The following is a 20849-nucleotide window of genomic DNA, read 5'->3' on the forward strand; positions in this document are numbered from 1 at the left end:
CCTCCTGTCTAGAGATTCATCGAATCAACGGGTTACAGTGAGGCGCGCGCCGTCCCGCTGCCCGGACTGGCCTGTCTTCGCGCTGTTTTGACGTTCCGTCAGCATCCTTTCAAACCAGGCATGTCGACGTGTAGCCCGCAGGGGGGTGGGGATGAATCCGGGTGTGCGCTCGCTGCCGGGAGCCGGCCTCGTCCGCGCCCTGCTCCTCACCTGGCTGAGCGTGGTGATGTCCGCCTGCGGCCACAGTGTGGCCACGGGAGCGTCGCCCGCCTGGAGCGCGATCTCGGAGGGCGCTGCGGCCGTCACCCTCGTGGTGGCGCCCTTTGCCCGCCGTCGCCTGACCATGCCGATGGGCTCGGGCGTTCTCGCCGTATCGCAGATCGGACTGCACGCCTTCTTCTCGGCCACGATGCCGGTGAGCCCGACGCCGCATTCCATGGGGACGATGAACCACGGTTTGACTCCCCTGCCCTGGACGACCGTTCTCCCCACGTTCCCGATGCTCTGCGGTCACCTCGTGGCGGCGGCCGGCGTCGCATGGCTGCTCCGCAGCGGCGACGCGGCAGCGTCCCAGGTCCGCGAACTCGCCTGCCTTTACGGCTCCGATGTCGTCGCGTACGTACGGCGCATCCTCAACAGTCTGGTGCGACAGTGGTGTTGCCACCCGACTGCACCCGTATCCGGTCTTCCGCGTGCTCTGTCCTGTCGGGCGGCAGCGCCCCTCGGCCCTCAGCTCCTCCTCTCACATGAGGTGACTCGACGCGGACCTCCGCGGTGGATGGCCGTCCTCGGCTGACGTCGTCATCCATCCTTCCCGCCCCGGTACACGTGTGCCCTGCGAGGCACCGATCGGGGCCCTGCACCAACGGAGTCACACCCATGCGCACTTCCGCACGCCTCGGCATCCTCGCCGTGACCACGGTCGCCGGCCTCGCACTCGCCTCCTCCCCTGCCCTCGCCCATGTGTCCGTCCAGCCGGAGGGCGCCGCCGCCAAGGGCGGCTATGCCACCGTGAACGTCAAGGTTCCCAACGAGCGGCCGAACGCCTCGACCACCAAGGTCGAGGTGTCGTTCCCCGCCGATCACCCACTGGCCTCGGTCATGCCGCAGGCGGTGCCCGGGTGGACCATCGAGGTGACCAGGACGAAGCTCGCCAAGCCGCTGACGCTGCACGGCAAGAGCATCACCGAGGCCGTCAGCAAGGTCACCTGGACCGCCACCGACAAGGGCATCCAGCCGGGCTACTTCCAGAAGTTCCCGCTGTCGCTCGGCCAACTGCCCGAGGACGCGGACGAACTCGTCCTCAAGGCGCTGCAGACGTACGACAACAAGGAGGTCGTACGCTGGATCGAGCCGCCGGTGGCGGGCCAGGAGGAGCCGGAGCATCCGGCCGCCGTACTGAAGCTCTCCGCGGCGGCCGACGACCACCACGGCGGGGCACCGGCTTCGAACGCGCCTTCCGCGAAGCCCTCCGGCAGTGACGACCACGACGCCGACAAGGCACAGGCACAGGCACACGACGACAGCGAGCACGGCACCGAGCGGTGGCTCGGCATCGCCGGGATCGTCCTGGGCGCGGCCGGACTCGGCACGGCCCTGGTCACGAGCCGTCGCCGCGGCAACGCCTGATCCGGAAAGGCTGCCATGACGGTCACCGTCTCCCGCGCGCGCCGCTGGGTCGTCGTCCTGCTGGCCGGTCTGGGCCTGCTCGTCGCCGGGGCCCCTCCGGCCGACGCCCACGCCGTGCTCACCGGCAGTACGCCCGCGCGCGGGGCGGTGGTCGCCGAAGCCCCGTCCCGGGTGGTGCTGACCTTCACCGAGGAGATCGCACTCAGCGCCGACGCCGTGCGCGTCCTTGATCCCACCGGCCGGCGGGTGGACGATGCGCGGCCTGTCGAGGAAGGCGGTGGCTCGTACGCGGTCGGCCTGCGGGAGAAGTTGCAGCGCGGGACGTACACGGTGGCGTACCAGGTGGTGTCCGCCGACAGCCACCCGGTGGCAGGGGCGTTCACGTTCTCCGTGGGCGCCCCGTCGGCGACGTCCGCCGGCGCGGTGCCGACCGTGCGCGATCCGGATGCCGGCCCCGTCGGGTGGGCCTACGCGGCAGCGCGCTTCGGCGCGTACGCCGGGATGGTTCTCTTGACGGGTGCCGTCTGCTTCCTGCTGGTGTGCCGGCCGCAGGGACGGGAGCGTCGCCTGACGCGCCATGCGGTGGTGGTGGGATGGTCGGTGCTGCTCGCGTGCACGCTCGCCCTGCTCGTACTCCGGGGCGCGTACACCGGCTCCGGGAAGCTCGGGGATGTCGCCGATGTCGCGCTACTCGGCGAGGTCTGGGGAACCAAGGCGGGTGTGCTCTTCAGTGTGCGCGTGGGGTTGCTGGCAGCCTGCGCCGTGGTGTGGATCCGGTGGCGGAAGGCACCCGCGGAGGCTTCGCGCCGTGTCGCGGTCGTCACCGCACTGCCCCTGGGAACCGCGCTCGCCTGGACCTGGGCCGGCGCCGAGCATGCCTCGGCGGGGTTGCAGACCGCTGTCGCCGTACCCGTCGATGTGGTGCATCTGCTGGCGGCCGGCACATGGATCGGCGGGTTGTGCGTCCTGGCCCTCGCGTTGAGGCGAGTCGACGCTCTGCCCGCGGAGGTGGTGGCCCGGTTCTCGCGCGTCGCGCTCGTCAGCGTGGGCGTTCTCGTGGTCACCGGGCTCTATCAGTCGTGGCGCCAGGTGGGTACGCTGCCCGGCCTGACCGAGACCGGCTTCGGTCTCCTGCTGCTCGCCAAGGCGGGCGGGGTTGCACTGCTGCTCTGCCTCGGCTACGTCTCACGCCGCTGGACCGCCCGTCTGGCGGACGGCCCCACCCCGCGGCGGACTCTCCGGCGCCGGGTGGCGACGGAGGCCGTCCTCGGGGTGGCCGTTCTGGCGGTCACCACGGTTCTGACCACCACAGAACCCGCGCGTTCCGAGCAATCGGCGACGAAGGCAGAGGCCATTGCCGTGGTGTCCATCGAGGCCCCGTTCGACACCGGCGGCCCCCGGGGGAAGGGGAAGGCCGACATCGTCGTGGATCCCGGACGGGTCGGCGCCAACGCGTTCCATGTGACCGTGACCGACCCGGCCGGCGGGCTCATCGACGTGCCCGAGGTACGGGCGACCCTGACGTCGTCCGAAGGCATCGGCCCCCTGCCGGTCCCCGTGCGACGCGCGTCCGAAGGCCACTGGACCGTCTCCGGCTTCCAGGTGCCGACGCCGGGCGCCTGGGAGCTGGCGCTGACCGTACGGACCTCCGACGTCGATCAGATCACGCTGCGTCGTCCGCTCGATGTCCGCTGACGTCCGCGTCGTGGCCGTCGTAGGGGTTGGACGCCCTCCCGTCGATCTCGGCGACGAGGTCCGCGACGCGCTCCTTGATCTCGTCGCGTATCCGGCGCACGACGTCGAGGTCCTGGCCCGCCGGGTCCTGCAGCGCCCAGTCGCGGTACTGCTTCCCCGGGAAGACGGGGCAGGTGTCGCCGCAGCCCATGGTGATCACGTAGTCGCTGGCCTTCACCATCTCCGGGGTCAGCACGCGCGGGGTGAGACCGACCAGGTCGATGTCCACCTCGGCCATCGCGGCGACAGCCTGGGGGTTGATCTGGTCAGCGGGCAGGGTGCCGGCGGAGCGGACCTCGACGCGCCCCCGGGACAGGTGCTGGAGCCAGGCGGCGGCCATCTGCGAGCGGCCGGCGTTGTGGACGCAGACGAATAGGACGGTAGCGCGGGGGACGGTGGCCATGTCGATCCTCGGGTGGTGCGGATGGTGCCTGGGGTGAGGAGGGGTGGCATGCGAACCGGAACCCTGCAGGAGAATGGGGAAAGCGGTCGCCGCGACACCCCCGAGCATGAGAGTATCAGTACATGCTGACATCAGTCGACAGTGACGTATTGAAGGTGCTGGCCGACCCCTTGCGCCTTCAGATCGTGACACTGCTGGCGCGCGAGTCCCTCTGCACGACCCACCTGGTCGAGGAGACGGGAGCGCGGCAGACCAACCTGTCCAACCATCTGAAGGTGCTGCGCGAGGCGGGCCTCGTCGACACCGAGCCCTGCGGCCGGTGGACGTACTACCGCCTCAAGCCCGAGGCACTGTCGGCGCTCGCCGGCGAGCTGACCCACCTCGCGGCAGTGGCGCAGGAGACCGCCGGAAGCGGCCGCAAGCGGAGCTGCTGACATCAACAGGAACTGACATCATCGAAAGCTGGTGTCAGTTCTCAATGATGTGAGAGCATCCCCTCATGCTCACCTCAGTCGAGGCCGATGCGTTCACGAAGACCGGCTCCTTCCCGAGGCGGCGCCCGTGACGCTCACCGACCCGGACACAACCTCCACAACAGCCCTCACCAAGCGGCTGTCGACCCTCGACCGCTACCTGGCGGTCTGGATCCTTCTCGCGATGGCTGCCGGCCTGCTCCTGGGACGGCTCGTCCCAGGACTGAGCGGCGCTCTCGCCTCGGTCGAGGTCGGTGGAATCTCGCTGCCCATCGCCGTCGGACTGCTCGTGATGATGTACCCGGTGCTCGCGAAGGTGCGTTACGACCGCCTCGACGCCGTCACGGGCGACCGCCGGCTCATGGTCTCCTCGCTGGTCGTCAACTGGATCGTCGGCCCGGCGGTCATGTTCGCCCTCGCCTGGGTCTTCCTGCCCGATCTCCCCGAGTACCGCACCGGGTTGATCATCGTGGGTCTCGCCCGCTGTATCGCGATGGTCATCATCTGGAACGACCTCGCCTGCGGCGACCGGGAGGCAGCCGCCGTCCTCGTCGTCCTCAACTCCTTCTTCCAGGTGGTGGCGTTCGGCCTTCTGGGCTGGTTCTACCTCGACCTCCTGCCGCGGTGGCTGGGGCTCGGTGACGGCCAGGGCCTGGACGTCTCACCGTGGCAGATCGCGCTCAACGTCCTCGTCTTCCTCGGCGTGCCCCTGCTGGCCGGCTTCCTCACCCGCCGGATCGGCGAGCGGAGACTGGGCAGGGAGGGGTACGAGCAGAAGTTCCTGCCCCGCGTCGGCCCCTGGGCGCTCTACGGCCTGCTGTTCACGATCGTCGTGTTGTTCGCCCTCCAGGGGAGGACGGTGACGTCGCAGCCGCTCGACGTGGCGCGCATCGCCCTTCCGCTCCTGGTCTACTTCGCGGTGATGTTCTTCGGCTCCTTCGCGCTCGGCAAGGCCGTGGGGCTGCCGTACGACCGCACCGCGACCCTCGCCTTCACCGCGGCAGGCAACAACTTCGAGCTCGCCATCGCCGTCGCAATCGGCACGTTCGGCCTCGCCTCGGGACAGGCCCTGTCCGGAGTCGTCGGCCCGCTGATCGAAGTGCCCGTGCTCGTCGGCCTGGTCTATGTCTCCCTCGCCCTGCGGAGGCGCTTCGAGCGGACGTAGCTCCTGCGCGGAAACGACGGGTGGGCGGCCGGCGCAGCGCGCCGACCGCCCACCGGGAGAGCTGCTGCCCTCCGAACGATCAACCCACCGGAGCAGGGCTCGGCACCGCCACGGGCGGGTCCAACTGCACCGTCTTGTCACAGAGTCGCGCGACCTGCGCGGGGTCGTGCGACACCAGCAGGACGGTCCGGCGACCGCGCAGAGCGGCCACGGACTCCTCGACGGTGTCCCGGCTGCGCTCGTCCAGGGCGCTCGTCGGCTCGTCGAGGAGCAGAGCGGCCGGCTCCAGGGCCAGGGCACGTGCGAGACACAGTCGCTGGCGCTGGCCGGCGGACAGGTTCTGGGCCGGAGAGTCGAGCCGGTCGCAGACCTCCTTCCACAGGCCTGCCTCGTTCAGGGCCTCTTCGGCCCGGTCCCGCAGGGTCTCGCGGGAGGCCCGCATGACGTGCCGGATCCCGAAGAGGGCATTGTCGAGGATGCTGCCGCCGAAGACGACCGGCGTCTGCGGCACGAGGACGACCTTGGTCCTGAGGTCGGCGTCGCCCTTCCGGGCTGCGATCGGCCGCCCGAGCACCTCAAGGTGCCCGTCCCGGGTGAGCCCGGCGGGAAGGAGGTCGACGAGCGCGCGCAGCACCGTCGACTTGCCGGCGCCCGACGGCCCGCAGAGGCCGGTGGTCGACCCCTGCTCCAGGCCGAAGGAGACGGGTCCGACGAGGGTCTTCTCCCGGTCCCGTACCCGGAGTTCTCGTACAGCGATTACGTGGTCCATCGCTCCCCCTCGAAGCGGTTGCGCAGCGCGACCGCCGCGCAGAGCAGTACAGCCGTGATGAGCACCAGGACCAGCGCGCTGCCCCACGCCTGCGAGACCGCCTGCGGGTCGCCCGAGTCCTGGGACAGGGTGAAGATGTGCGTGGGCAGGGCCTGCACGGGGGCGTTCACGATGCCGCCGGGCAGCGCCGGTGCGCCGAAGAACACCGTGGCGGTGAACAGCAGCGGTGCGGTCTCCCCCGCGGCACGGGCGAGGCCGAGCAGGAGCCCGGTGAGCGTGGCCGGCCAGGCGTACGGAACGACCACGGACCGGACGTACTGGGCGCGCGAAAGGCCGAGCGCCAGTGCGCTCTCGGTCATCTCCACGGGCATGCCGCTGACCCGGCCTGCCGTGGTGAGCGCGACCACGGGTACGACCACCGGCACGAGCACGATGGCGCCGGCCAGCCACGACCGGCCCCAGCCCATGGTGCTGCAGATGATCACGAACCCGGCGAGGCCGAGGAGGATGGTCGGCGTCCCGCCCACCACCACGGTCACCGTCTGCAGGATGCGCCCGGCGCGGGCGGAGGCGTAGACGCCGAGCAGGATGCCGGCCCCGAACCCGAGGGGCAGCGAGATGAGCCCCGTGGTGATGACGAGAAGGAGCGTGCCGAGGATCTGGTCGCTCACCCCGCCGCCTGCCGAACCGGCCGCGGAGGTGAACCAGAACGACGGGGCGAAGGCCGCGCTCCCCCGTGTCGCGAGGATGGCGAGCATGGCCACGAGCAGGGCGCCGGGCAGCAGGAGCGCCCCCACGCGCAACCACCCCACGGCTTTGTCGAGCTCTCCGCGCATCCTCGCGGACTGCCGCTTCCGGCTCCCCCGGGCCGGCGAACCCGAGCTCGACGAGCGCCGGATGCCCCACACGGTGGAAGCGGCGACCAGGGCGAGAAGGATGACTCCCAGGCCGCATACCGCGGCGAAGTAAGGGCCGGACGTGCCGGCCAGAACCGGCTCAGGTCCCGCCAGCTTGGTGGTGAGCGTCTGTCCGGGATGGACCAGCGAGTCGAGCAGCTCGCCGAATGACGTGGGCAGTCTGCCGTCCGCCCTTCCCACGACCAGGAACACGGCGATCGCCTCGCCGAGGGCCCGGGCGAGGCCAAGCAGCACACCGGCCCGCATCCCCTGCCGGGCCTGCGGCAGCACAGCGGACCGGACGACTTCGCGCCGCGTGAGCCCCAGGGAGTAGGCGGCCTCGCGATACCGGTCCGGTACGGCCGACAACGCGTCCACGCTCACGGCCACGATCGTGGGCGTGATCATGACGGCCAGGACGATTCCGGCCGCCAGGAGACTGTCACCGCCCGGCACGTCCCCGATCCACGCGATGAGCGGGCGCACCGCCATGATGCCGATGAGGCCGTACACGATGGACGGGACGGCCGCGAGCAGCTCCACGCTCATGCGCAGGGGCCGGGCGAGCCGGGGCGGCAGGTACTCCGAGAGCGCGATGGCCCCCGCCCAGCCGACCGGCACGGCGAGCACCAGCGAGATGAGGCACACGACGGCCGAGCCGTAGATCATGGCCAGGCCGCCGAAGACGGAGTCGGTCGGACTCCACATCGACTCGGCCAGGAGGTCGATCCAGTCGACGGTGCCGCTGAGCAGGCCGACACCGAGGTAGCCGATGAGCACCAGCATGACGCCGGCGACGGAGACCGTGCCGGCGCCCACCCAGGCCCACACCCACCGAGAGGGGTGCGGGCGAGGTGCTGTGTCCGGTGCGGCAGGCTGCCGCACCAGCGTCTTCACGGTCACGGGCTACTTCCCGATTTGCTTGAGGGTCAGGTAGCCGTGCTTGGTCAGGAGCGGCTGCCCCTTGTCGGAGAGGATGTAGTCGATGAACTTCTTCGCGTCGCCCTTCGGCTGCCCGTTCGTGACCATGAAGAGCGGGCGGCTCATCGGGTACTTGCCGGCGGCGATGTTCTCCATGGACGGGGCGATGCCGTCGAGGGTGACCACGGCAAGCTTGTCGCGCCCCTCCACGAAGCCGGTCGACAGCGGCGCGACAGCTCCCGGCGTCGACTCGAGCTTGTTCCTGGTCTCCAGGTTGCCGCCCACGATCGCGAAGTTGCCGGAGTTCGGCGGCGGCGGGGGCTTCTCCCCGTGGTAGAGGTACTTGTCGAGCACCTCGCGCGTGCCGCGCCCGGGCTCCTTGTCGTAGACGAAGACCGCCAGGTCGGGCCCGCCGACCTGCTTCCAGTTGGTGATCTTCCCCTCGAAGAGACCCTTCACCTGATCGACGGTCAGGTTCTTGACCCCGGCGTCGGCGACCTGCTTGGTGATGATCACGCCCACGGCGTCGGCGCCGAGCTGCGTGGAGACGTAATCGGTCTTGGGGCTGGCGGCCTTGTCCTGGTCGGACACCGGCTTCGAGCTCAGCGCGATGTCGATCTGCCCGGCCCCGAGCTGTGAGATCCCACCGGCCGAACCGCCCTGCGTGGCGACGGTGATGTTCAGCCCCTGTGCCTTCAGCGCCTCGGCGGCGTCAGCGGCGACGGGCGCCACCGTGGTGGACCCGCTCGCCTGCAGCGCCTTCCCCGCGCCGCCGCTGGCATCGGCGTTGGCACAGGCAGTCGTGAGCGACGCGATCAGGACCGCTCCCGAAGCGAGATAGGCGAACCGCCGCCGGCTGACCAGACCTGCGGACCGAGCCCTCCCCATCGTCAAGTCCTGTGGCTGCGACGGAGATTCCATGGTGCGGGACATGCAGGGTCCTCCCCCAGTCGGTCTCTGATTCGAACGGAATCTAAGCAGCCAGGCGGACGACTGAAAAGCCTCTACCAACTACCGGTTGTACGACTGCCGTTCACATTGTCCCCACTTCTGATACATCTTCCGTTTGCTTGATCGTTCCTTTACGTGGCCCGGGCAAGCCGGACCGGGCGCTCGGGGGCGGGACGCAGGACTGGTCGACGGCGGTCCCGGGGGCGACGGTCGGCGCTGCCCGCGGCACGGTCGGGCCGGTACACGTTCCGTACGCCGGCGCTCGGGCGCCACGACCACCCACCGGCTCCCACGATCCCCCGGGTGAGCGGTCAGACCTCCAGCCGGGCGAGGGCGGCAAGCACCGGTGTGACGCCGTCCTCCTCGGCCAGACGCTCGGCCACCGCGCGGGCACGCGCACGGTGGGAGCCGTCCTCCGTCGCCCGGCGCAGCGCCCGTGCCAGCGCCCCGGAGGTGAGCCGGCGCAGCGGCACCGCCCCGGGGGCGGTGCCCAGCGCGGTCAGCCGGGACGCCCAGAACGCCGCGTCGAACTGGACCGGCACCGGAACGTTGGGCACCCCCGCCCGCAGGACCGCGCCGGTCGTGCCCGCTCCGGCGTGGTGGACGACGGCGGCCGTCCGGGGGAACAGCAGGGAGTGCGGCACCTCGTCGACGGTCAGGATGTCGTCGCCCCGGGCGCCGAGCCCCGCCCAGCCCCGCTGGACGATCCCGCGCAGGTTCGCCGCGCGCAGTGCGGTGACGATCTCGCGGCTCACCCGCTCGGGATCCGGAACGGTGGCGCTGCCCAGACCGACGAAGACCGGCCGGGGCCCGGCCGCGAGGAAGTCCTCCAGTTCCGGGGACAACCGCCCGGTCTCGTGCGGCCACCAGTAGCCGGACACCTCGAGCCCGGCGGGCCAGTCCCGGGGCCGGGGGACGACGACCTCGCTGTAGCCGTGCAGCACCGGCCGCGGCCGTCGCCGGGACCGGCCGTCCGGCGCGAGTCCGTGCCGCCGCAGTGACCGTACGGCGTCGAAGAACAGCACATCCACCGAGGCCATGACGGCTCGTCCGCTCAGCCGGTTCCCCACCGTGCCCAGGGACCGCGTTCCGAGGACCGGCGCGGAGAACTCCCCGGTGGGGTGGAGCGGCTGGAGATGCAGCCCCAGGGCGGGCACCGACAGACCGTCCGCGATGGCGTACCCGAGTGGCCCCAGCGCCCCGCCGACCAGCAGGACGTCGCCCTCCCGTGCCACCTCCACCAGGGCCGCCGTCATCTCGTCGGCCGCTCCCCGGGCCATGGACGCCAGCCGTAGGAGCTTTCCCGCACCGGTCCTCGCGTCGTGCAGCCGCCGGCCCTGCGCGGAGTGCAGCTCGGCACGGGGGTCCACCGGCAGTGGACGGAACCGGACCCCCGACCCCGCCGCCAGCGGTTCGAACACCTCGTGCGTGGCCAGCGTCACCTCATGGCCCGCCCGTACAAGACCGGCACCCAGACCCGTGTACGGCGCGACATCGCCCCGCGATCCCGCCGTCATCATCACGATGCGCACGCAGCCAGTGTGCCGCAGCTCCTCTCCTTCAGCTCGGTTCCGCGCCGTATCGGGCGCGGACCCTGCTCGCGAGACCGGAGCGCGCCTCGGCGTTCTCGCCGACGGTGACCTCCCACGAGCCGCTGTCGATCGCCTCGAGAACCAGGAGGCATCCTTCGAAGTCGTCCACGGCCAGCCGCTCCGGCGACAGGTGCCCGCGGTCCTCGGCCGCCACCAGCAGCAGGTCGAAGAACTGCTGCACCCCTGCGGCGAACTGCCGCACCTAGGTGTAGCCGACGGTCGCCTCGGCGCAGCCGCCCGGGTCCTGGGTGACGGTGGCCGTGGCGGTGTCCTGGTTGCAGGCGAGGCGGTTCTCCTCGTCCCACACGTACTGGCGCCGTCTGCCGCTGACGGCGGTGTTCTCTGTGCCCATCAGGTTGCCGTTGGCGTCGTACGCGTGGGTGACCGGGCCGACCTTGCTCGGGGTGTGCGGCCTCGTGGTGTCGTAGGTGTACGTGTAGGCGTAGCTGGTGCGGTCCTGGACGTCGGCCGGGTTCGTCGGGTCGTCGACCGGTTCGATCGGTCCGGCGGTCCCGCCGGTGGCGGGGAAGGCGGGGGTGCCGCCGGCGATCTCGTGGTGGGTGATTTGCCGCTGCCGGTCGCGTCCGCCGGCTCTCCGTCTCGGCCACTCCGGGCGATGTCCCTGGCCATGCCGCCGAAGACGACGGAGTGGCAGGGGGCCACGCCCCACCAGTACGCCTGCCCGGCAAGACCCTTGAGGTGGAAGAGCGCCCGCTGCCGGTACGACATCCGGCCTCGATCACCTCCACGCGCCGGAAGCCTGCCGTTCTCCCTTCCCACCCTCTCGATGACCCGCCACAGCGCCTCGGGGCTCGACCCGACGGTGCGGGAGCGTTCGTCCGCCGCCTAGAGGCTGCCGCCCGCCCAGTCCGGGTCGGTCGGCAGCGGATCGCTCGGTGCACCCGGCGCCGGCGTCGGGCGGCATCTGTCAGATCGGCGTGAACTTCACTATCGCAAGGTCGATACTGCCAAAGGGATCGCCCGCCGACTCCCCGCCGGACTGCAGCCACTACCTGACGCCCAGTCACCAAAGTCGGCGTTCAGTCAGCATCAGCACCGACAGACGTCGCCACAGACCGCCGTGGAACGCCAAGGTCATCGATCACGCAAACCGGCAATGACCTGCGAAAACCCAGCTCATGGGCCCATCTGCTAGCCTCCCGAGGAGACACCGTTGAGGATGTTGATCAATGTTCCGGAGACCGTGGTCGCCGACGCCCTGCGCGGCTTCGCCGCCGCGCATCCCGAGCTGACCGTGGACGTGGAGAACCGGGTCGTGCTGCGGCGTGACGCGCCGGTGGCCGGGCAGGTGGCGCTGGTCTCCGGCGGGGGCTCGGGGCACGAGCCGTTGCATGCCGGGTTCGTGGGGCCGGGGATGCTCGCGGCGGCGTGTCCGGGCGAGGTGTTCACCAGCCCGGTGCCCGATCAGATGGTGCGGGCGGCGGCCGCGGTGGACAGCGGGGCCGGGGTGCTGTTCGTCGTCAAGAACTACACCGGTGACGTGCTGAACTTCGAGATGGCGGCGGAGCTCGCCGAGGACGAGGGCATCCAGGTCGCCAAGGTGCTCGTCGACGACGACGTGGCGGTGACCGACTCGCTCTACACGGCGGGGCGGCGGGGCACCGGCGCCACCCTGTTCGTGGAGAAGATCGCGGGCGCGGCGGCGGAGGCGGGGGCACCGCTGGAGCGGGTGGAGGCGATCGCCCGCCGGGTGAACGAGCGCTCGCGCAGTTTCGGGGTGGCGCTGAGCGCCTGTACGACGCCGGCGAAGGGCTCGCCGACCTTCGATCTGCCGGAGGGCGAGCTGGAGTTGGGCATCGGCATCCACGGGGAGCCGGGCCGTGAGCGGCGGCCGATGATGACCTCGCGGGAGATCGCGGACTTCGCGGTGGACGCGGTCCTGGACGACCTGCGCCCGCAGGGGCCGGTGCTCGCGCTGGTGAACGGGATGGGGGCGACGCCGCTCCTTGAGCTGTACGGGTTCAACGCGGAGGTGCAGCGGGTGCTCGGCGAGCGCGGGGTGCCGGCCGCCCGGACGCTGGTCGGCAACTATGTGACCTCGCTCGACATGGCGGGCTGCTCGGTGACGCTCTGCGAGGCGGACGAGGAGCTGCTGCGGCTGTGGGACGCGCCGGTGAGCACGCCGGCGCTGCGCTGGGGACGGTGAGGGGACGCCCATGAGCGACCAGGAGAAGACGTACGGCGCGGAGTTCTTCCGCGACTGGCTGACGGCCGTGGCGGCCGCCGTGGACCGGGAGGCGGACCGGCTGACCGAGCTGGACTCGGCGATCGGGGACGCCGATCACGGGGCCAATCTGAAGCGGGGGTGCGCGGCGGTGACGGCGGCCCTGGAGAAGGAGCCGCCGGCGACGCCGGGCGCGGTGCTCGTCGCCGCCGGACGGCAGCTGATCTCCACGGTGGGCGGGGCGTCCGGGCCGCTGTACGGGACGCTGCTGCGCCGTACCGGCAAGGCGCTCGGTGACGCCGAGCAGGTCTCGCGGACCGCGCTCGCCGAGGCGCTGGCGGCCGGGGTGGCGGCGGTGGCCCAGCTCGGCGGCGCCCAGGTCGGCGACAAGACGATGCTGGACGCGCTGACACCCGCGGCCGAGGCGCTCGGCACCTCGTTCGCGGCGGCCCGGGAGGCCGCGGAGGCCGGCGCGCTGGCGACCGTACCGCTGCGGGCGCGCAAGGGCCGGGCGAGCTATCTGGGCGAGCGGTCGATCGGGCACCAGGATCCGGGGGCGACCTCGTCGGCGCTGCTGTTCGCGGCGCTCGCGGAGACGGCGGAGTCCGCGGAGGTGGCGGGATGACGGCCCGGGTGGGGATCGTCCTGGTCTCGCACAGCGCGGCCGTGGCGGCGTCGGTCGCCGAACTCGCCCGCGGCCTCGCGGGCGGCGGCGACCCGGCGCCGGTCCTGCCCGCCGGCGGCACCCCGGACGGCGGCCTGGGCACCAGCGCCGAGCTGATCGCCGCGGCCGCGAAGGCGGTGGACGCGGGCGCCGGGGTGGCGCTCCTGGTGGACCTGGGGAGCGCGGTCCTGACCGTGAAGGCGCTCCTCGCGGAGGGCGACGAGCTCCCGGAGGGCGCGCGTCTGGTGGACGCGCCGTTCGTGGAGGGCGCGGTGGCGGCGGCGGTGACGGCGAGCGCCGGGGGCGACCTGGACGCGGTGGTGGCGGCGGCGTCGGAGGCGTACGCGTACCGCAAGGAGTGACGCCGGGGCCGTCCCGTACGTACGAGGGGCCGCACCGCTCGCCGAAGGGCGCGGGGTGCGGCCCCTCCGCCTGCCCGGCCCCTCGCGCGGGGGCCGCCCTGTGGCATGCCACACATCCCGCCCCCACCCTTATGCAACTTGTTGCACAAGGCTTCGCCGGTCGTCTACAACAGTGCGTGACGACCCCGCGCGAGGAGGCGCCCCGATGGCCCCGAACACCCCGTACCCGCACCTGCTGAGCCCGCTGGACCTCGGGTTCACCACCCTGCCCAACCGGGTGCTCATGGGCTCCATGCACGTCGGTCTGGAGGAGGCCGAGCACGGCTTCGAGCGCATGGCCGCCTTCTACGCCGAGCGGGCCCGCGGCGGGGTCGGGCTGATCGTCACCGGCGGCATCGCGCCCAACGAGGCCGGGCGGCCCTGGGACGGCGGCGCCAAGCTGACCACCGCCGAGGAGGTCACCGAGCACCGGGTGATCACCGAGGCCGTGCACGCCGAGGGCGGCCGGATCGCGATGCAGATCCTGCACTTCGGGCGGTACGCGTACCACCCCGGCCTGGTGGCCCCGAGCGCCGTCCAGGCGCCGATCAGCCCCTTCGTACCGAACGAGCTGTCCGAGGCCGAGGTCGAGCAGACCGTCGAGGACTACGCCCGCTGTGCCGAGCTCGCCAGGGAGGCCGGCTACGACGGCGTCGAGGTGATGGGCTCCGAGGGCTATCTGATCAACGAGTTCATCGCCTCCGCCACCAACCGGCGCACCGACCGCTGGGGCGGCTCGTACGAGAACCGGGTGCGCTTCCCGCTGGAGATCGTGCGCCGGATCCGCGAGCGCGTGGGCAGCGACTTCATCGTGATCTACCGCCTGTCCATGCTCGACCTGGTCCCCGGCGGCTCCACCCTCGACGAGGTCGTCGCGCTCGCCAAGGAGATCGAGGCGGCCGGCGCCACCATCATCAACACCGGCATCGGCTGGCACGAGGCCCGCATCCCCACCATCGCCACCTCCGTGCCGCGCGGCGCCTACACCTGGGTGACCAAGCGGCTGATGGGCGCGGTGTCGGTGCCGCTGGTGACCTCCAACCGCATCAACACGCCCGAGGTCGCCGAGGAGATCCTCGCCGACGGGCGCGCCGACATGGTCTCCCTGGCCCGGCCGTTCCTCGCCGACCCCGACTTCGTCGCCAAGGCCGCCGAGGACCGCGCCGAGACCATCAACACCTGCATCGGCTGCAACCAGGCCTGCCTGGACCACACCTTCAGCCTGAAGATCACCTCCTGTCTGGTGAACCCGCGGGCCTGCCACGAGACCGAGCTGGTCCTCTCCCCCACCCGCCTGGCCAAGCGGATCGCCGTCGTCGGCGCCGGCCCGGCCGGCCTCGCCTGCGCGGTCTCGGCCGCGGGACGCGGTCACACCGTCACCCTGTTCGACGGTGCCGCCGAGATCGGCGGGCAGCTGAACGTCGCCAAGCAGGTGCCGGGCAAGGAGGAGTTCGAGGAGACCCTGCGCTACTACCGGGTCCAGCTGGAGGAGCGCGGAGTCGAGGTGCGCCTGAACAGCTTCGTCTCGGCGGCCGACCTGGAGGGCTTCGACGAGGTCGTCGTCGCCACCGGCGTGTCCCCGCGGGTGCCCGAGATCGAGGGCGTGGACCACCCGAGCGTCGTCGGCTACCTGGACGTGCTGCGCGACCGCGCCCACGTCGGCGAGCGGGTCGCGATCCTCGGTGCCGGCGGCATCGGCTTCGACGTGGCCGAGTTCCTCACCGACGGCGGCGAGGGCGCGAGCCAGGACCCGGAGACGTACTTCAAGCAGTGGGGCGTCGACACCTCCTACGCCTCCCGGGGCGGCCTGCGCGCGCCCGAGCGCACCGCGCCGCCGCGCCAGGTGCACCTGCTGCAGCGCAAGACCAGCAAGGTCGGCGCGGGCCTCGGCAAGACCACCGGCTGGATCCACCGCACCGAACTGAAGCACCGGGGCGTCACCATGGTCGCGGGCGCCGCCTACGACCGGATCGACGACGAGGGCCTGCACCTCACCATCGACGGCGAGCGGCAGCTGCTGCCGGTCGACACCGTGGTGCTGTGCACGGGCCAGGAGCCGCGCCGCGACCTGTACGAGGAGCTGGTCGCCGCCGGGCGCACGGCGCATCTGATCGGCGGCGCGGACGTGGCCGCGGAGCTGGACGCCAAGCGGGCCATCGACCAGGGCACGCGGCTCGCGGCGGCGCTGTAGGCGCGGGCGCCCGCGGGACCTGCGGGTCCGGCAGGTCCCGCAGGTCCCGCAGGCCCTGCGGATCCCGCGGGACCTGCGGGCGCCCGCCGAGCCCTCCGCCCAGCCGTCCGCCGAGCCGTCCGACCGGTCGAACCTAGGATGCGTCCATGTCCCTCCCGCACGCGATCCTGACGGCGCTGCTCGAGAAGCCGTCCTCCGGCCTCGAACTGACCCGCCGCTTCGACCGGTCCATCGGCTACTTCTGGTCGGCCACGCACCAGCAGATCTATCGCGAGCTCGGCAAGCTGGAGCAGGCCGGGTACATCCGTGCCCTGCCGGCCCCGGTGCCCGCGCGCGGGCAGAAGAAGGAGTACGAGGTGCTGCCGGCGGGCCGCGCCGAGCTGGCGGCGTGGGTGGACACCGCCGAGGACCCCAAGCCGATGCGGTCCGGGCTGCTGCTGCGGATGCGGGCCGCGGCGGTGGTCGGAGGCACGGGGCTGCGGGCCGAGCTGGAACGCCATCTCGCCCTGCACCGGCGGCAGTTGGACGAGTACCTGGAGATCGAGACCCGTGACTTCCCGCCGGAGCGGCGGGCGACCGAGCCCGGCCGGCTGCGCCATCTGGTGCTGCGCGGCGGGATCGACCTGGAGCGCTTCTGGGTGGAGTGGCTGACCCACGCGATCGGCGAGCTCGCCGCGGAGTGAGGGGGCCGAGGGAACGGGCCGAGTGAGCGGGACGCGCGCCGTCAAGGCCAAGCCCGAGGACCGGCGGCGCAGGCCGGGGCCGGCGGGGCCCGCTGCCCGGACGCCCGGACGGCGAGGCCCGGTCCCCTGGACGCCCGCCTGGCCCAGTGCCCCGTCGGCCGGATACGCCCCCGTGCGCCCCCGTGCCGCCCGCGACGCGCCCCGGCCCGGGGTGGATACTGGTGGGTCAACATCTCCATACGCGAAAGGGCGAGGATGACCGACGAGTTGGGACCTCGCAGGACACGTCATGCGGTGGTCGTCGGGGGAAGTCTCGCGGGTCTGCTGGCCGCGCGGGTGCTGAGCGAGCACGCCGAGCGGGTCACCGTCGTCGAGCGCGACCGTTTCCCGGAACAGGCGGACGCGCGGCCCGGGGTGCCGCAGGGCCGACACCTGCATGTGCTGATCGAGGGCGGTCAGCAGGCGCTCGACGAGCTGCTTCCCGGGTTCATGAGCGAGCTCGCGGGGCTTGGCGCGCCGAAGGTCGGGATGCCCGCGGACATGGTGCAGTGGCAGAACGGGCAGTGGTACGCGCGGACCGAGGCCTCGGTGCACTTCTTCGCCGGGCCGCGCGACCAGCTCGAATGGCTGGTGCGCAAGCGGGTGTTCGCGGATCCCCGGATCGAGCGGATCGAGGGGACCGAGGCGGTGGGCCTGGTCGGCGACGCGGAGCGGGTGCGCGGTGTGCTGCTGCGCGAGCGCGGTGCGGGCGCGTCGAAGGAGCCGTATCCGCTGGAGGCGGATCTGGTGGTGGACGCCTCGGGGCGGTCGACCCGTGCGGCGGACTGGCTGGCGGGGATCGGCGCGGAGGCGCCGCACGAGGAGACCCTGGACACGGGGCTCGCGTACGGCACGCGGATCTTCCGCTCCCCGGAGCCGGATCCGTCCGTGGACGCGCTCGGCTACTACATCGTGCCGCACCCGGGCCAGGTGTACGGCGGTGTGATCCTGCCGCTGGGCGACGGGCGGCACGTGGTCACCCTGTCCGGCCTGCGCGGCGACGAACCGCCCACGGACGAGGCGCTGTTCGAGGAGTACGCGCGCCGGCTGCCGCACCCGGTGATCGGCGACTGGATCGCGAAGGCGGAGCCGCTGACCCCGGTCTACGGCTTCCGCAAGACGGCGAACATCCGCCGCCGCTACGACCGTCCGGGCCGCCGCCCGGCCGGTTTCCTGGCGACCGGGGACGCGCTGTGCTCCTTCAATCCGATCTACGGGCAGGGCATGGCGGTCGCCGCGATGAGCGCGGTCGCCCTGCGCAAGGCCCTCGCGGACCCGCGGCGCACGCCGACGACGCGGCGCGTCCAGCGGGCCCTCCTCGACGCCTCCCGCCAGGCCTGGGACATCTCGGCCGGAGCCGACAAGAAGATGCCGGGCGCGACCGGTGACGCCGCCCGCAGCGGCGCGCTGGACCGCGTGACCGGCTGGTACCTGAAGCGCGTCCAGCAACGCGCCTCCGGCGACCCGGTGGTCGGCGCCGCCTTCCGCAAGGCCCTGACCCTGACGTCCCCCCTGACGGTCCTGTTCGCACCCCCGGTCCTCCGCTCGGCACTCTTCGGCCCGGTGCCGGAGACTCCGGCGGAGCCGCCGATGGTGCGGTCGGAGGGCTGACGGCAGAAGGAGGGCGGTGGCTCCGGGTGTTCAGACTCCCGGGGCCGCCGTCACCACGCCCGAGGCGATGGCGGCGCTGAGGGTGGTGTAGTCGTCGGCGTTCTGGCCGGCGTAGCGGAGGGCGAAGTCGGCGATGGCGCGGTCGAAGACGTCGGAGGTGCCGAGGTAGGCGGCGATGGCTATGCGGTCGCCGGAGCGGGCGTGGGCGCGGGCGAGGGCACGGCCGCAGAGGCGGGCGTACTCCCGGAGGAGGGACGGGGACATGGTCTCGACCTCGGCGGAGCCCTTCATGTCGCGCAACTGGCGCCAGTAGAAGTGGCGTTGTTCGGGGCCGGTCATCCAGCCGAGGAAGATGTCGCTGGCGGCCTGGGTGAGACGCTGGCCGCAGACGACCCGGCGGCCGTGGTGGGTGAAGGCGCTGGGGGCGAGGTACTCCTCCAGGACGGAGGCGCCGGCCTCCTTGATCTGGAGGAAGAGCGGGTCGCCGTCGTCGCGGCCCTCCAGGAGGAGGATGAAGCAGCGGGTGCCGACGCTGCCGACGCCGACGACCTTGCGGGCGGCGTCGACGAAGTGGAAGCGGTCGAGCAGCAGCCGGCGTTCCTCGGAGAGGGAGCTGCGGTAGTCGCTGAAGATCTTGCCGAGGGTGACCCGGTCGAGGTCGGTGACGCGTTCCAGGAGCGGCGGGTCCTCGATGATGTGCCGGCGGCCGGAGTCGTCCTTAGCGGTGAGCTTGTCGAGGGCCTGGAGGCTGGTGCGGCGGCGGGCGCGGGCGATCCGGCGTTCCATGCGGGTCCGGTCGGCGCCCCGGACCAGGGGGACGAGGTCGTCGGCGGCGATCCGCTCGTACCAGACGTCGAGTTCGCCGAGTCCGGCGAGGCGGCGCATGGCGTGCCGGTAGGACTCGGCGGCGACCTGGGCGGCGCGGTGTGCCTTGGCCTTGCTGGTGCCGTTCTGCAGGGCCGCGACGGCGACGGAGGCGGCGAGCCGCTTCACGTCCCATTCGAAGGGTCCGGGCAGGGTCTCGTCGAAGTCGTTGACGTCGAAGAGAAGCGTCCGTTCGGGTGAGGCGAAGACGCCGAAGTTCAGCAGGTGGGCGTCGCCGCACAGCTGGACGGTCAGTCCGGTGTGCCGCTGGGCGGCGAGGTCGGCGGCCATGACGGCCGCGGCGCCGCGCAGGAAGGCGAAGGGCGAGACGGCCATGCGGCCGTAGCGGATCGGGACGAACTCGGGGATCCGGTCCACGGACTCGCGTTCCAGGACGGTGAGCGCGTCGGGGCGCTGGGACGAGGGGATCCAGCGGCCGTGGGAGGAGCGGGGCACCCGCTTTCGGGCGGTCCTGCCCGCCTCGGCCCGCTCGGACGGTGTCGCCATCCGGCCTCACCCGCCTTTCCCGCCGCGCTGCTCCGCTGCTGCCGGTCCGATACCTGACCGGTGCGATCCATTACACGGCCCGGTGCTCGTTTCGGCCACTCTCACCGGCTGGACTTCCCGAATGGTTTAGACCAATGATAGGAATGATCACCCACACGGCTCGGGCGATCACACCGAGCAATGGTTGAACAATGCATGACAGAGAGGGTCGAGACATGGCCGAGCCCGTTCCCGAGCACCGGTCGAGCGCGACGCTTCCGCTCTACCTCCGGGTCGCCTGCGCGCTGCGGGACGACCTCACCCACCGCCGCATCTCCCCCGGCAGCCGGCTGCCGTCCGAACGCCTGCTGGCCCACCGCTACCACGTCAACCGGCAGACGGTGCGCAGCGCGCTCCAACTCCTGCGCGACGAACGCCTGGTGGTGACCGACCGGCGCGGCACCTTCGCCGCCGTCCCGGGGCACGAGGCCGCGCACGAGAGCGGACCCGAGACCGGACAACAGGCCGCGTACGAACCGCGCTTCCCGGCCCGGGAGCCGCGCCGGCGCACCTTCCCCGGCGGGCCGCGGGCCGCCGACGCGCTGGTGCGCGCCGCGCTCTCCTGGGAGGCGCCGCCCGCGGCCCTGGCCGGACGTCTGTGCCTGGCGCCGGGGGAACCGACCCTGGTCCACCGCCATCTGGTGCTGACCCCGGCCGGCGAGCCGATGCAGCAGTCGGTGACCTGGTTCTCCCGGCCCGCCCTGACGGAGATCCCGCAGCTCGCCCGGTACCGGGGCTGCCACGAGCGGCGCGGCCAGCCCGACCTGCGGCTGCTCTACCACTGGATGCGGCAGGCCGGCCTTCGCACCACCCACCGGGAAACGGTCGGCGTCCCGGCCGCACCGCCGCACCCGGCGCCGGACGGGGCGCGTGAGACGGGCGCGGCCCGGCTGTCCGTCCACCGGGTGGTGTGCGACCAGCACGGGCACGCCCTGGAGATCACGGACATCGAGTTCGCGGCCCGGACGGGCGCCTGGACCTACGAGTTCGGCGGCTAGGCCGGGGCCGAACCCGATCCCGGCTGCTGCGCCCCGGACGGCGCGGGCGCCCCCGTGGCCCTTCGGGCACGGGAGGTGCCCCCACCGCCAGGGCCGCCCTCCGTTGCGCCCGGCCGCGAATCCGGCCGCGAACC

General features: G+C 72.3%; 20 protein-coding genes and 1 pseudogene. 12 read left to right on the forward strand and 9 right to left on the reverse strand.

Going from position 1 to position 20849, the window contains the following annotated elements; genetic code table 11:
* The first annotated feature begins 151 nt into the window (after window positions 1-151).
* From KV205_RS12475 to KV205_RS12485, 3 genes are all read left to right on the forward strand, one after another.
* A complete protein-coding gene (locus tag KV205_RS12475; RefSeq protein WP_265864264.1) occupies window positions 152-796 on the forward strand; it encodes a hypothetical protein in 645 nt (214 codons plus the stop codon).
* Between the two features lie 83 nt (window positions 797-879).
* A complete protein-coding gene (locus KV205_RS12480) occupies window positions 880-1629 on the forward strand; it encodes a YcnI family protein (protein WP_265864265.1) in 750 nt (249 codons plus the stop codon).
* A gap of 15 nt (window positions 1630-1644) precedes the next feature.
* Window positions 1645-3324, forward strand: a complete 1680-nt coding sequence (locus KV205_RS12485; protein ID WP_265864266.1) for a copper resistance protein CopC — start codon at window positions 1645-1647, stop codon at window positions 3322-3324.
* Here the strand turns inward: KV205_RS12485 and KV205_RS12490 are convergent.
* Window positions 3293-3766 (reverse strand): arsenate reductase ArsC, encoded by a 474-nt coding sequence (locus tag KV205_RS12490; RefSeq protein WP_265864267.1) that lies wholly within the window; start codon window positions 3764-3766, stop codon window positions 3293-3295. The two genes, KV205_RS12485 and KV205_RS12490, sit on opposite strands and share 32 nt — an antisense overlap.
* A gap of 122 nt (window positions 3767-3888) precedes the next feature.
* On the opposite strand from KV205_RS12490, the gene KV205_RS12495 reads away from it, so the two are divergent.
* Both KV205_RS12495 and arsB read left to right on the forward strand, forming a co-directional pair.
* Window positions 3889-4200, forward strand: coding sequence for a helix-turn-helix transcriptional regulator (locus tag KV205_RS12495; RefSeq protein WP_265864268.1), 312 nt, complete (start codon window positions 3889-3891; stop codon window positions 4198-4200).
* 127 nt (window positions 4201-4327) lie between these two features.
* Entirely contained in the window at window positions 4328-5404 is a 1077-nt protein-coding gene (arsB, locus tag KV205_RS12500; protein ID WP_265864269.1) for an ACR3 family arsenite efflux transporter, read from the forward strand.
* Window positions 5405-5483: 79 nt separating this feature from the next.
* On the opposite strand, the gene KV205_RS12505 is transcribed toward arsB, so the two are convergent.
* The 7 genes and pseudogenes from KV205_RS12505 to KV205_RS36525 all read right to left on the reverse strand — a co-directional run.
* Window positions 5484-6173 (reverse strand): ATP-binding cassette domain-containing protein, encoded by a 690-nt coding sequence (locus KV205_RS12505; protein WP_265864270.1) that lies wholly within the window; start codon window positions 6171-6173, stop codon window positions 5484-5486.
* Window positions 6161-7972, reverse strand: coding sequence for a phosphate ABC transporter permease subunit PstC (pstC, locus tag KV205_RS12510; protein WP_265864271.1), 1812 nt, complete (start codon window positions 7970-7972; stop codon window positions 6161-6163). Before pstC ends, KV205_RS12505 begins: the two co-directional genes overlap by 13 nt.
* A gap of 3 nt (window positions 7973-7975) precedes the next feature.
* The gene (locus KV205_RS12515; protein ID WP_265864272.1) at window positions 7976-8923 is read right to left on the reverse strand and encodes a phosphate ABC transporter substrate-binding protein; all 948 of its coding nucleotides are present in this window, start codon (window positions 8921-8923) and stop codon (window positions 7976-7978) included.
* Between the two features lie 329 nt (window positions 8924-9252).
* Window positions 9253-10473, reverse strand: a complete 1221-nt coding sequence (locus KV205_RS12520) for a glycosyltransferase (RefSeq protein ID WP_265864274.1) — start codon at window positions 10471-10473, stop codon at window positions 9253-9255.
* A 28-nt stretch (window positions 10474-10501) separates the two neighbouring features.
* On the reverse strand, window positions 10502-10735 hold the full coding sequence (locus KV205_RS12525; RefSeq protein WP_265864275.1) for a hypothetical protein: 234 nt from the start codon (window positions 10733-10735) through the stop codon (window positions 10502-10504).
* Complete coding sequence (locus KV205_RS36520; protein ID WP_374214664.1) at window positions 10736-11203, reverse strand: hypothetical protein; 468 nt, start codon at window positions 11201-11203, stop codon at window positions 10736-10738.
* A pseudogene (locus tag KV205_RS36525) lies at window positions 11113-11442 on the reverse strand (DUF2867 domain-containing protein); the annotation flags it as partial. The pseudogene KV205_RS36525 and the gene KV205_RS36520, both read right to left, overlap by 91 nt.
* Before the next feature lie 265 nt (window positions 11443-11707).
* Between KV205_RS36525 and dhaK the strand changes: the two are divergent.
* The 6 genes from dhaK to KV205_RS12560 all read left to right on the forward strand — a co-directional run bounded on the left by dhaK (window position 11708) and on the right by KV205_RS12560 (window position 18307).
* Complete coding sequence (gene dhaK / locus KV205_RS12535; RefSeq protein ID WP_265864278.1) at window positions 11708-12700, forward strand: dihydroxyacetone kinase subunit DhaK; 993 nt, start codon at window positions 11708-11710, stop codon at window positions 12698-12700.
* A gap of 10 nt (window positions 12701-12710) precedes the next feature.
* On the forward strand, window positions 12711-13343 hold the full coding sequence (gene dhaL / locus KV205_RS12540) for a dihydroxyacetone kinase subunit DhaL (protein WP_265864280.1): 633 nt from the start codon (window positions 12711-12713) through the stop codon (window positions 13341-13343).
* Complete coding sequence (locus KV205_RS12545; RefSeq protein ID WP_265864281.1) at window positions 13340-13744, forward strand: PTS-dependent dihydroxyacetone kinase phosphotransferase subunit DhaM; 405 nt, start codon at window positions 13340-13342, stop codon at window positions 13742-13744. Before dhaL ends, KV205_RS12545 begins: the two co-directional genes overlap by 4 nt.
* 205 nt (window positions 13745-13949) lie before the next feature.
* Window positions 13950-15974, forward strand: coding sequence for an NADPH-dependent 2,4-dienoyl-CoA reductase (locus KV205_RS12550; RefSeq protein WP_265864282.1), 2025 nt, complete (start codon window positions 13950-13952; stop codon window positions 15972-15974).
* 146 nt (window positions 15975-16120) lie between these two features.
* A complete protein-coding gene (locus KV205_RS12555; protein ID WP_265864283.1) occupies window positions 16121-16657 on the forward strand; it encodes a PadR family transcriptional regulator in 537 nt (178 codons plus the stop codon).
* Between the two features lie 255 nt (window positions 16658-16912).
* Window positions 16913-18307, forward strand: coding sequence for an FAD-dependent monooxygenase (locus KV205_RS12560; RefSeq protein ID WP_265864284.1), 1395 nt, complete (start codon window positions 16913-16915; stop codon window positions 18305-18307).
* 30 nt (window positions 18308-18337) lie between these two features.
* On the opposite strand, the gene KV205_RS12565 is transcribed toward KV205_RS12560, so the two are convergent.
* A complete protein-coding gene (locus KV205_RS12565) occupies window positions 18338-19678 on the reverse strand; it encodes a DUF2252 domain-containing protein (protein WP_265864285.1) in 1341 nt (446 codons plus the stop codon).
* A gap of 215 nt (window positions 19679-19893) precedes the next feature.
* Between KV205_RS12565 and KV205_RS12570 the strand changes: the two genes are divergently transcribed.
* Window positions 19894-20715 (forward strand): GntR family transcriptional regulator, encoded by an 822-nt coding sequence (locus KV205_RS12570; RefSeq protein ID WP_265864286.1) that lies wholly within the window; start codon window positions 19894-19896, stop codon window positions 20713-20715.
* Window positions 20716-20849: the final 134 nt, after the last annotated feature.

The sequence above is a fragment of the Streptomyces sp. SKN60 genome, assembly GCF_026236535.1.
In the GTDB taxonomy this organism is placed as follows: Bacteria; Actinomycetota; Actinomycetes; order Streptomycetales; family Streptomycetaceae; genus Streptomyces.